The following is a 12,622-nucleotide window of genomic DNA, read 5'->3' as shown; positions in this document are numbered from 1 at the left end:
AGATATAGGCTTAAATTTAGAACTAAATTTAAGCCTGAAATTTCAAATTCATTCGCTATCTAGGCTAAATTTAAAATAGTCGGTATTTAAAAACGTCATTTTAAATTTACGCTTGCAGGCATTATGGCGTCCGCCAAGCGCGCGAGACTCCATAAACAGCGAAATCAATTACGACGGCAGCTATAAAGCAAAGCCCAATTCGCGCTTATACCCGCATATGCCGCTAATTTCCGCCTACATACGCAGACAGAGTGCTCGGATCCTCAGGAGCGAACCGATCGTCCGAAATAGCATCATCCTCGCCCGAGAGCACGCTCATCGCGCTGATACGCGAGATCAGCAGGCGATTCTCGGCGATGTCCGCGCGATCCGAGCCGATAGTAAGCGACGTAATCGCCGTGCGTCCGATGACTGCGCGCCCCCCATCTATCGTGCGAAGCCCCCAGATATCGTGCAGCACCGCAGGCTTGCCATCCACCTGCCCCACATAGAGCATCACGTGGCCCGGCATATACAGTAGGGTTTTATACGCTACGCCGTTTTTGCCGATGAAGCTAAGCTTTTCATCCACGCTCATCCCCGCCAGCGAAAAACGCTCGCCGCGGCCTGATTGCGCCTTAGAATTTCGCGGCAGCCACAGCCCAAAATTCGCCAAAAAGTCTTTCGTCATAAGCGAGCAATCGCGAAGAAATTTATACCCGCCCCAGCCATATTTCTGCCCGAGCAGGCTAGCGGCTACGATCTTTGAGTTTTGCTCATCAAGCGGCGCAGGCCAAAGCCTCGCATCCTCCGCGCTGACGAAATATCTCTTGCCGCCAAACTGGGTTAAAATTTCGCCGCCGAATACGCTTCGTACGCCGAGCGTGCCGCCAAGATTGCGTTCGCCGCTAAAATCATACGGCAGGATCGTGCCGGTGCGCGCCCTAAAAAGCTCCGCGCCGCTTCCGTCATAAACGGCGGCGCCGTCGCGCAGGATCGTTATAAATTTAGAATTTGCATAAATAACCGCCTGCTGCGGGCTGATGCGCTTTATCGCGTCGCTTTTTATCCAGCCCCACACGCCGTCGTTACGCACGAACGCCCACGCGCCGTCTCTACTGTAATGCGACAGCAGCATCGGATAGCCCACGCTCACGGCGGAATTTGCGGCGTAATCAAACGGCTCGCCCTCCCCCGGCTCGCTCGGATCGCCGAAAATCGGCAAGTCGCTTGGGATATTTCGCAGCAGCGCATTTTTTACCGTTATAGCGGGCGCGGATATCAGCCCGAACGCCTCTTCGTTCGCGTTTGTACGGATGCTTTGGTAGATCGCGTCGTTATATATCCTGCCCGCGGCGTCAAAGTGGCGTCCCTTGGCGTAATTAAGCCCCCAAAACGTATCGATTTCCGCCTTCACGGGCGCATCGTCAAACCAAATTTTAAAATAGCGGCTCTTAAACGCGCTTCCGCTTATGTTTTGCACCGACGCAGGAGCGGGCAGCCGCTCGCTGTTTTGAGCGTATTCGAGATCTAAAACCGCGGGATTTTCCGGGATAAACTTATGGACGGTTTTACCACAACCTGCAAGGATTAAAGCGGAGAATATGAGAGATACTAGTCGTTTCAAACAAAATGCCTTTTAAAAAATTTTGGCTATAATTTTGCCAAAAAATAGGAAAAAACTTGATAAATTTCATCATCCAGAAGCTAAAAGATCGCAATATTTTCATCACGGGCGGCGCAGGCGTGGGCAAAAGCTACGTAATAAAAGAGCTCATAGAAAACTACCGCGCTCGCGGCAAGCTCGTCATCGTGCTCGGCAGCACCGGCATCAGCGCCGTAGAGATCGGCGGCGTGACCGTGCATAGCTTCTTCCGCTTCGGCATTTGTAAAAACCACGAGGAGCTAAAGGGCTTCGATCGCAAACAAAGCGGCAAACTAAGCGAGCTGCGAAAAATTTTAGCCCTCGCAGACCTCATCGTGATCGATGAAATTTCGATGATCGGCGCCGAGCTTTTCGAGATGATCTATCTTAGAATTTCAAATTCTAAATTTAACGGACGGCTGCTCGTTACGGGCGATTTTTATCAGCTTCCGCCGGTGCGCAAAGAGGGCGAGAGTGCGCCGCGCGCGAGCCTATTTAGCGACTCAGATTACGCCTTCGGATCGTACGCGTGGAGGCAGTGCGAGTTTTTTTACGTCGAGATGATAGGCTCTAAGCGCACCGCGGATGCGGCGCTATACCGCCTGCTTTGCGAGCTGCGGCTCGGTATCGCAAGCGAGCAGACGGCGGAGCTAATGCGATCTTTGATCATCGATGCCGCGCGAGCAGAACCAGATGCCACGATAATCTCGGGCCGAAACGCCGAAGTGGATGCGATAAATAGCGCCAGACTAGCCAAGCTTAATGCGCCGCAGAGCAGCTTTGAGGGCGTTTATGAAGCACTGCAAAGCGGAGTGAGCGAGCAAAAAATTCAAAAATGGATCGCCTCGCTAAATACGCCGCAAAGTCTGACGCTAAAAGAGGGCGCAAAGGTGCTGTTTACCGCGAATAAAAGCGGCGAGTTTTTTAACGGCGAGCAAGGCGTCGTCGAAAAGATCGAAAAAAGCTCCAGCGGCGAGATCGAAAGCGTGGTCGTAAAAAAGCCCTCGGGCATGTTAAGCCGCGTGGGGCTGCAAACATACGAACTAAGCGAGATCGCCGCAAGCGGCACGGATGCCGAGCAGGTCGTGCTGGCGCGGTATTATCAGTTCCCGCTCAAGCTCGCATATGCCATCACGATCCACAAATCCCAAGGCATGAGCATCCCGCAGCTCATCTGCGACATCGACAGGATCTTTGCCAAGGGGCAGCTCTACGTGGCGCTTTCGCGAGCGACGAGCCTTGCGGGGCTCGGGGTGATATATACGCGCGCGGAGCCTTTGTTGCGGTATTTGCAGCGCAACGCAAGCGCGGATGAAGCCGTAGTGAAATTTTATCAAGAGAACGAATTTTATAAAATTTCGGATCAAAAAATTTAAGGAAACGCATGCAACTAGACAGGGCGATAGCGCTAAGTAGAGCCAAACAAAAAAAGTGTATTTGCAAGGTAGTGATGATCTATGCCAAGATAGTATTTTTGTATCTGTTCCCATTTATTGTAATGTTTGCGATCGATGCGGTATTTAAAACAGACGATGATACGGATTACAAGATGATCGAAGTTTATCTTATCTACGCGGTGCTTTTGATTATTTATGTTGCTTACATTTACGACGGTATTGCGGACGTCGCTTATGAATATAAACTATTTTACAAAAAAATTTTGGTGCGCACGGCGATCTCACAGGCGTATCCGCAGCTTACTTATTCGCCAGGACGTGGCATAAGCGCGAAGGAATTCAGGAGAGCGGGAATATTTGCAAATTCCGATTTTATCGGCGAAGATGAGATAAAAGGCGAATGGGATGGGGTAAAATTTAGCCTCAGCGAAGCGATTAGAATCAAAAAGAACTACGATCTGGGCATAGACAATACCTATTGTGAAGCTAGCTTCGCTTGCGATGAGCTTATATGATGCGTATATGGATTTTAACGGCAGCGTGCTGATATGCGAATTCGGCAAGAGATTTTACGCCAAAACCATCTTGGCAAGCCGCGAGCTAAATACAAAAATTTTAGGCGAGAAGGAGCTAATGGACAACGTCATTTTTAATAGCGAATTTCGCGTGTTTGCTGACGACAAAGTCGAAGCTCGATATCTATTGACGCCCGCGCTGATGGAGCGACTAAACGAGCTAAAGCGATACTACCATAAATTTAGTATAAGCGCGGCATTTATGGATAATAAATTTTACCTATTTCTAAACGGCGCGCCGAATCGCTTCGAAACAGAGCTATTTAGCATACCTCCAACAACCGGAACGGCGTATGCTCATCAATACGAACTGGCTGAAATTTTAGAATTAGTAAGCGAGCTGGGTCACATAACCGGGGAGCTAGAAAGCAAAATTTAATCAGCCCGCATAGTTTAAATTTAACGGGCTAAATTTGACCGCCCTATTACAGTCCTGCTTCGGCTCTTAACCGCGCAGCATACATCTCGCGTAAGCGCGGTACGTATTTGCCGACTGTGCCGCCGCCGACCTGCCTGCCGTCTGCCTTTACGATCGGCAGCACCATCAGCGTTGCCGCGCTGATGAAGGCTTCATCGGCTTCATAAACCTCGCTCATCCCAAACGCTCGCTGCTGCACGCTAAGCCCCGCCTGCTCGGCAAGGCCTAGGATCACCTTGCGGCGGATGCCGGGCAGTATGTCGTTTGAAAGCGGTCGCGTGATCAGAACGTCATCTTTGATGATAAACGCGCTGGAGCTCGAACACTCGGTAACCAGCCCATCCTCAATCAAAAAGCACTCATAAGCGCCCGCCTTGTGAGCCTCGTGCTTTAAGATACACTGAGCTAAAAGCGAAATAGATTTTATATCGCGCCTATGCCAGCGGATCTCTGGCAGGCTTACGATCTCGATCCCATCTTTTGCGAGCGGATTATCAAAAATTTGCGTATGATATACAAAAGCAAAGACGCTAGGCTCTATGCCGCGGACGTAATCAAAATCGCGCATCGCGGCACCTCTTGTGATCTGAGTGTAGAAAGCGCCCTCTTTTACGCCGCCCTGCGCGATGAGCTCATATAAAATTCCCTCATATTTTTCGCGAGAATACGGGATCTTTAGCTCGATCTGCGCGGCGCTGCGCTCAAAGCGCTCCCAAAAATCCGCTCTATCGCAAATTTTAGAATTTACCACGGGCGCTACTTCATAGATGCCGTCTCCGAGCACGAAACCGCGATCAAAAGGGCTTATCGCCGCATCCCTCGCCGCGCAAAATTTGCCGTTAATATAGACTATCTCGTCGCCGCTCATTCCGCTGATTTCAAACATAATCTCTCCTTGAAATTTCGCACCATTTTATCTTATAACAATTTAATTTAAGATATAATGCCGCAAAAATCGAAGGAGCTCCGATGGATAAATCAAATTTTAAAGATAGGCTTTTAGAAATTATGTTTCATGTATCGCATAAACCCGTGCTCTTCCGCGATCTGCTCGAAGCCAACGCCGAGTTTAACGACGGAATGCTCGTCGATCCTTCGAAGCTAAATTTTAGATTCAACTACGGCAAATCCTACGTGATCTTCGCCTGCTTCGCATTCGTCTGCGTAATGTTTTTGATAACGCTGACGCACGCGATGTTTGAAAAGATCGACTTTCACTTCTCCATTTTATTTACGATCATAGCGACGTCGGCGGTTTTTATCGGCTTTGATTGCTTTAAAGCGTGGGCTAGAAAAAAGCTAACCCACGAGCTCATCAAACGCGCTTGGGCGAACCATTTCCTCTACTTTCCTTACGAAAAATACAGCCGCATAGTCGAAAATATCTACAACGAAGCGCTCAAAAATGACGTGCCTAGACGCGAGCTAGAACAATACGTGCTAAGCAAAATCGTAGAAGTTGGCGAAAAATAGTTTTAAAATACCGCAAAATTCTATAACACAAAAAAGCATTACGATCCAAGCAAATTTTAAAATTTTATTGCGAAATATGCGGCACGTAGGCAAGACGTAAAATTCCAGCTCGAAAAGCAAGCGGGTATGATGGATGAATTCCAAATTAAAATTCTATGCCGATACAGCAAAAACTGCACCGTAAATTACGATAGATAAATTTTAATCAAAGCTTATACTTTCCTGCGCCACATTTCGCTACGGCTAAATTTCACTTCATAAAATTTATCTATCGTTTCTTAAATTCTAATCTCATTCACTTGCTGCCGATTTAGCAATCCGTATTATGTAATTGAAGTTATGTTTAACTATTTTAGGGTAAAATCACGCAATATCTAAGGGATAATATTAAATTTAAGAAAAGGATAGTTTATGAAGCTACTTTTTTGCATTATTTTTGCACTTTGCAGCAGTGTTTTTGCGGGCAGTTTAGAGCAGATCAGATCTGCCGGAGTCGTTAAAATCGGTGTTCGTGATGGTAGGCCACCTTTTAGTGATGAAAAAAGTGGTAATTTCGAAGGCTTTGAAATCAACCTTGCAGATGCTATAGCTAAGAGCATATTCGGTGATAAGCGTGGTAGAGTCGAGTTTGTCCCTTTAAATGCCAGCGATAGGATCTCTGCATTACAAAACGATAAGGTAGATCTTGCAGTCGCGACCATCACGATAACGCAAGATAGAAAAAGGCAAATCGACTTTTCTTATCCATATTTTTCGATGAGTTTGGGAGTTTTGACACGTAAAAGCGACGGCATCAAAAGTATAGACGATCTTTCAAACAAAAAGGTCCTAGTAGAGGGTAGCGGGACTACGGCAGAAAATTTTTTGTATAAAAATAAAATCCACAATCTAATCCATTGCTCCATTACTACCGAATGCTACGATATGCTTAAGCAAGGCAAAGCCGATGCTTACGTTAACGATAATCTCATCGTGCTAGCTTATTCCATTATCGACGACAACTTAGAAGTAGCAATCCAAAATCTAGGTAATCCGGAATTCTTAGGCATCGGGGTGCGCAAAGGCAATACCGAATTGCTTGATCTGATAAATAAAGAGCTTGTTACACTTAGCAAGCAGGGCTTTTTCGAACGTTCTTACGATGAAACTTTCAAGCCATTTTATCAAGGCGCTGCAGATAAAAAATATTTCTTACTAGATGGGCTCTATGCTATATTTTAGGACGGAATTTAGCAGTGTTTTATCTAACGCCTTCGACTAAAACATCATTTATAATAAGCGGATAATATGCGAAATCCCATTTTAAGGACATAAAATGAAACTACTTTTTATAGCGGCTCTATTTTGTGCGGCGCTTTTTGCCGATAGCCTAGATCAAATCAGACAAAACGGCGTCATTCGCATCGGAGTGCGCGACGCTCATCCGCCGCTTTGCGAGTCTAACGGCGGCAAATTTGAAGGATTTGAGATCGATCTTGCAAACGCTATTGCTAAAGAAATTTTCGGCAAAAAAGAGGGCAAAATCGAGTTCATCCCACTAAGCGTAAATGATAGAATTCCATTTTTAGAGGCAAATAAGCTTGATTTGGTGATCGGTCTATTTAGCATCACCAACGAACGAAAAAGAAAGATCGATTTCTCCCTCCCCTACCTCTCCGCAAATTTAGGCGTATTAACGCGCAAAGCCGACGCTTTTACCGATATCGCGCAGCTTCATGATAAAAAGATCGTATTCGAAGGCGACGCGACGGTAGCCGAGAAATTTTTCAAAACCAAGGGATTTAAAAATTTAGGCCATTGCGCTTCGGCTAAGGAATGCTACGAAATGATTCGAAATGGCGATGCGGACGGCTATATAAATGATAATCTCATCGTGCTTGCATATTCCGTCATCGATGATACTTTGGAAGTGCCGTTTAAAAACCTAGGCCCTAGCGATTTCATCGGCATCGGCGTGCAGAAAGACAACAAGGAACTACTTGATTTCGTCAATGCAGAGCTCATCAAGCTAAGCAAAGAGGGCTTTTTCAAAAAGGCCTACGAGCAGAGCTTTGATCCATTCTATCGCGGTACGGCAGATAAGAAGTATTTTCTGCTAGACGGAATTTATAATATGCTCTAAGAGCTTGCTTTAAATTTTGAGTCCGGCTTTTAGAATTTTAATAAATAAAATTTCCTGCTTCGTTTGAAGGCGGAAAAGAGATTAAATTTAAGGATTTGCCATGAAATTGCTTCTTGCAATGTTGCTACCATTTATCGTTGCTTTCGCCGATAGTTTGGAACAAATCAGATCAAAAGGCGTCGTTCGCATCGGCGTTTACGACGGACAGCCTCCTTTTAGCGAGCTGAACGATGGAATTTTTGAGGGTTTTGAAGTTACGATGGCACAGGCCATAGCAAATGATCTTTTCGGCGAAAAAGGCGGCAGAATCGAGCTTGTGCCGATGAAGGTCGAGGATAGAATTCCAGCATTAGTAAACAACCGCGTAGATATCGTCATCGCTACGATTACCATTACGCCTGAACGCGCGCAGCAGATCGATTTTTCAACACCGTATTTTTCGGTAAATCTTGGAGTTTTAACCCGCAAGGCCGATAGAATAAAATCCTTAGCCGATCTGCAAAATAAGAGAATTTTACTCGAAAGCGGCGGTACGGGCGAGGCATTTTTTAAACAAGAAGGCTTTGGAAATTTTACATTTTGCAAGATCGCCAGGGAATGCTACCGCATGCTAAAAGACGGCGACGTGGATGCCTACGCGACCGATAATCTAATCGCAATGGCATATCCGGTAGTCGATAGCGAGGTAGAAGTGCCGCTTAAAACTCTAGGCAAGCCCGATTTCATGGGTATTGGCGTGCAGAAGGGCAATAAAGAGCTACTGGATTTCGTCAATGCAGAGCTTATAAAGCTAAGCAAAGAAGGCTTTTTTGAAAAGGCATACGAAGGGACTTTTAATCCATTTTATCACGGCGCTGCGGATAAAAGATATTTCTTGCTAGATGGAATTTACAGCTTCTTGTAGGATTCGCGGCTTATTTTAAAATTTATTACGCAAGATTTATCGCGTAAATTTATCTCCTGCTCACTATACTTTAGCTCTTGCAGTGGGGATCACATAAAATTTATCGCGCAATCTTGCTCGTTTAAATTTTTCAAAAAAAGCTTTTTCGCGGGCAAAACGGCATTTATATAAAATTCCGCTCGTTTAAAAATTTACCCTGCATAAATTCCATGGCAGCTTGAAATTGCCAGAATTAATTTAGCTCGGATTTTTCTTGTTTCAAATTTTACTCAAAATCTCTTTGTTAGGTTTTTTTCACCACTTGCAATCCACTCAAAATGCCCCCTCTAAAAAGGGGTAAATTTTACAGTCAAGAATTTATTCTGCGCAAAGAGTAAATTTTTACTACTTGAAATTACAAACGCAGCTCCCTCTGCCAAAGACCAACCAGTGCTTCTTTAAATTTCATATTGCAAACTGATCTATTTTTATGTATAATCGCAAACTTTATGAATTTTAAAGGATCAATATATGAAAAAATCCATCTGCTCCTCTATGCTTAGCCTCGCAGCGGTGCTCGCACTAGCACCCGCACAAGCGCTTTGCAATGCAGATTCTAATCCGCCGCTTATCCATACCCATAATAACCTCTATTCGGCTGGATTTAGCGGCAATACTAGCGGCAGCGGAAGCACTAGCCCAAATGGCAATATTACGACAATTACGGGCGTTGCAAGTGGTGGAACGGATTACTCCAGCAGTGTAATTTACGGCGGAGGAAGCGGCGACGGAATTGCGGGCTTTACCGAGTTAAGCTCTGCCTCTAACAATAGACTTACGATTAGAGGCACAAACGCTTACGTGGGTATCGCAATAGGCGCCGAGGCCAAGGGCGTATCAGATAATTACGTGAGCTTAGAAAACGGCTCTAAGGTAAATTTGGTTGTAGGCGGGCAAGGCATAGCGGCGTCTAAAACGGGCAACGAAGGCGAAGCGACGCGAAATCAGGTTTTTGTAAAATACGGCGCCGAAATTACCGGTAATGCCGATAACTTCGGCGGTAGCTCAAATAGACATTATAATATCATCGGCGGCAGAAGTGGAGCGGATAAAAAAGCCTCCTCCAACGCCGTAACGATCGACGGAGGCACTATTGGCAACAGCTCCGTTACAAACGTAATCGTAGGCGGCATAGTAAGCGGTAGCGGTGATGCCGTATCGAATAGAATAACTATCAAAAGCGGCATGTTTAGAGGGAGCTTCGATATATTCGGCGCTCAATCCTCCGCGGGAAAAAGCAGCTACAATAGCGTCAATATAACGGTCAGCACAAACACTATTACTTTAAGCGGTAGTGGTAGAATTTGGGGCGCAGCGGGCGGAAGCGGAAACTCTAGCGCAAACTCCGTATCCATAAGCGCAAAGCTAAAAGCGCAAAATTACCAAGTAATCGGCGGCCAAGCAAATAGCGCTAGCGCAATGAGCGCAAATCGCGTAGAAATCAACAACGACGATACAATCGTAGGCAGCGTCACAGGCTCTTTGGGTGGCGCCTCGAGCTCGCGAAGCGTAGTCGATCTCTACAAAGGCACCGTAAAAGGCGATGTCGCTGCAGCAAGCGGCATTGCAGGCGAATCGGACGGCGATAGAGTTACTCTAGGAGCGTCAGACTCCAACAAAGGCGTACACATCGGAGGCAATGTCTATGGCGCACGTGCAGGAAGCGTCAAAAACGCAGTCGTTTATATCAATAAAGAAAGAACGACGATAGCAGGAGACGTCTTTGCGGGCTACGCTACAAGCGGCAGCGTCGAGAATAGCAACGTAAATTTTAGAGGCGGCACGATAAGCGGTACAATCTACGGCAGCAATAAGCCTACGGATAAAACTAATACCTTACATATAGAAAATTGGGTCGGCGGCGGCATTAAAAAAGCCAAGGATATTAAGAATTTCGGCTCTATAAATTTTAACGATCTATATTCCACTACCGAAGCTGATGCGCCGCTTACTCTAACCACTGGCGGCAATACGAATTTAAACGGTACAAAGATAGAGGGTATAAAATCAGATCTTGGCGAAGGAAAGTACTATCTGATCCACAACTCTGGCGGTGGCACGATCACCAGAGCCGCACAGACCGTGCAAGATAATCAAATTTATACGATTACAGACAAAGACCACTATCAAATCACCGGAACCACGATCGAGGTCGAAAACAGTAAGAATTTAATCATGCAAAAGGGCACACTAACTCGTTCTTGGTCTGATTTTAACTTTGATCAAAGCGAGCTAATGCAAAATCAAAATTCCAACAAGGCTGCGGGTGCTACTGAGTTATTCGGCAATAAAGGCAACACCGTAATAGTAAAGGAAAATGCAGGCAATCTAGGCGGTAAAAACATAAGCTCGGGCAGAGACGACGCTACCGATGGAAGCAACAGCGTCCACGACAACCACACCAAGATCAATGGCGGAAGCAACATAGGCGAGATCGATGGCGGATATTCAAATTCCGCTACCTCGCAAGAAATTTATAATAACCACGTAACTTTCGAAGCAAGCGGAATAGACGTGGGGTATGTAAATGCGGGCATCACCCACAGCAGTAGCGGTGGCGGAAATGTCCACGACAATAGCGTAACTACGAATGCTACGATAATCCGCAATAGCATTTACGGCGGCAATACTAGCAACGGAGAAGCCAAATCCAATATCGTAACTATAAACAACGGCAGCGTAGGAGCAATGGCGGTAGGCGGCAAGGGAAACAGCGCGATTTCCAACACCATAACTCTCAACTCGGTAAACGTAGGCGGAAGCGTATACGGCGGAAAGGCTAGCGGCACCGCCTCCTCCAACACTGTAAATTTAAACGGCAACACGCAAGTTGCTGGCAACGTCTACGCGGCGGAAGCCGCTAGCGGCAGCAACAACGTAGTAAATTTCAGAAGCGGCAGCGTAGCGGGCACGTTATACGGAGTATCTAGCGCAAACGCTAGCAATTTGGGCAATAGCTTAAATATCCTATCTTCAAACTCAGGCAATGGCCTAAATGCAGGGAATTTTGCAAATTTCAATAAATTGGAATTCAATTTAGCTTCTCTTAGCGAGATTGAAAACGACGTTTCATCAAATGCTAAAAGAGCTTTAAGCTTGACGGGCTCCGGCAATACCGACCTAAGCGGTACAGATATATTTGTAAACTCGGCAAGCGAATTTAATGCTTTAAACAATGCAAGCTATCCAGATGGCGATAATAAGAAATACACACTTGCCTATAAAAGCGGAGGCGGTAAATTTACCGGATATGATCCGCGCTTTAAAGACAAGGGCTACGTAACTCAGCTAAATAAAAACTATGTCATAAAAGATGCCAATACCTTTAGCAGAAACATAGGCGGTATGCATATAAGCGAGAATGAGCGGGAGCTTTATATTCAAAAGCTTATTAAGACTAACGAGAGCATAAATGGAGACTTTGATGCGGATGAACTGCAAAAGTATCTAGGTGCCGGCGGTCTTAACGGAAATAACATAGATATAGGCAAAGCGGGGGAGGATAAGAATTTTAACGCTAGAAATATCCACGCAGCAGGCACAAATAATACGTTAAATTTTATCAGCGGTCATAATGTAGGCGTAATAAGCGCAAGCGGTAGCGGCAACACCCTTAACATAGGAGCTAGCAATAGCTCTCCTGCGGCAGTAAATTCCTTAAGCGCTAAAAATATTAGCGGCTTCGACAGGCTAAACTTCTTTCTTCCTAACTCTATTAGAGCAGGCGATAGCGTACTTACCCTAAGCGATCCTACCGCCAATACCGATCTAAGCAATGTCGGCAATATCACGGCTTATATCAGCGGAGTAAGCGGCCCGATTAATCCAAGCAGCGAGATTCATCTAATAAATAAGCAAGGAAGCGGAAGCCTTATAGCTCCTAACGCAGCCAATATGCATGCAACGCTAAATGTAGGGGTAAGTCTAAACTATAGCCCTAAAATTTATCAAAGCGGCAATTATCTAAATTTAGGATTCGATGCTTCCTCGGCTCCTAGCGCGCGCGTAAGCTCTAATACCAAATCCTTCGCCGAAACTCGTGCTGCAAGCTTAGCTAGCTTAAAGAGCGG

At 45.8% G+C, this 12,622-nt stretch carries 10 protein-coding genes; 8 read left to right on the top strand and 2 right to left on the bottom strand.

Annotation, left to right across the window (positions count from 1 at the left end; all coding sequences use genetic code 11):
* Positions 1–223 precede the first annotated feature (223 nt).
* The gene (locus Q0600_RS06605; protein WP_298758370.1) at positions 224–1,606 is read right to left on the bottom strand and encodes an SH3 domain-containing C40 family peptidase; all 1,383 of its coding nucleotides are present in this window, start codon (positions 1,604–1,606) and stop codon (positions 224–226) included.
* Positions 1,607–1,662: 56 nt separating this feature from the next.
* Between Q0600_RS06605 and Q0600_RS06600 the strand changes: the two genes are divergently transcribed.
* The 3 genes from Q0600_RS06600 to Q0600_RS06590 are packed head-to-tail and all read left to right on the top strand — an operon-like array spanning position 1,663 to position 3,975.
* Positions 1,663–3,000, top strand: coding sequence for an AAA family ATPase (locus tag Q0600_RS06600; protein WP_298758367.1), 1,338 nt, complete (start codon positions 1,663–1,665; stop codon positions 2,998–3,000).
* 8 nt (positions 3,001–3,008) lie between these two features.
* The gene (locus tag Q0600_RS06595) at positions 3,009–3,536 is read left to right on the top strand and encodes a hypothetical protein (protein WP_298758365.1); all 528 of its coding nucleotides are present in this window, start codon (positions 3,009–3,011) and stop codon (positions 3,534–3,536) included.
* Positions 3,523–3,975, top strand: a complete 453-nt coding sequence (locus Q0600_RS06590) for a DUF3137 domain-containing protein (RefSeq protein ID WP_298758362.1) — start codon at positions 3,523–3,525, stop codon at positions 3,973–3,975. The genes Q0600_RS06595 and Q0600_RS06590 overlap by 14 nt, the downstream gene beginning before the upstream one ends.
* Positions 3,976–4,021: 46 nt before the next feature.
* Here Q0600_RS06590 and Q0600_RS06585 read toward each other — a convergent pair whose 3' ends face one another.
* Entirely contained in the window at positions 4,022–4,900 is an 879-nt protein-coding gene (locus Q0600_RS06585; protein ID WP_298758359.1) for an aminotransferase class IV, read from the bottom strand.
* Between the two features lie 83 nt (positions 4,901–4,983).
* Between Q0600_RS06585 and Q0600_RS06580 the strand changes: the two genes are divergently transcribed.
* The 5 genes from Q0600_RS06580 to Q0600_RS06560 all read left to right on the top strand — a co-directional run.
* A complete protein-coding gene (locus Q0600_RS06580; protein ID WP_298758356.1) occupies positions 4,984–5,487 on the top strand; it encodes a hypothetical protein in 504 nt (167 codons plus the stop codon).
* 411 nt (positions 5,488–5,898) lie between these two features.
* Complete coding sequence (locus tag Q0600_RS06575; RefSeq protein ID WP_297893824.1) at positions 5,899–6,708, top strand: transporter substrate-binding domain-containing protein; 810 nt, start codon at positions 5,899–5,901, stop codon at positions 6,706–6,708.
* 94 nt (positions 6,709–6,802) lie between these two features.
* Positions 6,803–7,609, top strand: coding sequence for a transporter substrate-binding domain-containing protein (locus tag Q0600_RS06570; protein ID WP_298758353.1), 807 nt, complete (start codon positions 6,803–6,805; stop codon positions 7,607–7,609).
* 100 nt (positions 7,610–7,709) lie between these two features.
* Positions 7,710–8,513: a transporter substrate-binding domain-containing protein gene (locus tag Q0600_RS06565; RefSeq protein ID WP_298758350.1), complete on the top strand. Its 804-nt coding sequence runs from the start codon at positions 7,710–7,712 to the stop codon at positions 8,511–8,513.
* A gap of 510 nt (positions 8,514–9,023) precedes the next feature.
* On the top strand, positions 9,024–12,622 hold a 3,599-nt coding region (locus tag Q0600_RS06560), incomplete at its 3' end, for a hypothetical protein (protein WP_298758347.1).

Origin of the sequence: uncultured Campylobacter sp. (assembly GCF_938041645.1) — a bacterium.
Classification (GTDB): domain Bacteria; phylum Campylobacterota; class Campylobacteria; order Campylobacterales; family Campylobacteraceae; genus Campylobacter_B.
Note: the sequence above shows the minus strand (reverse complement) of the source record. Positions and strands in the feature narration are given on the sequence as shown.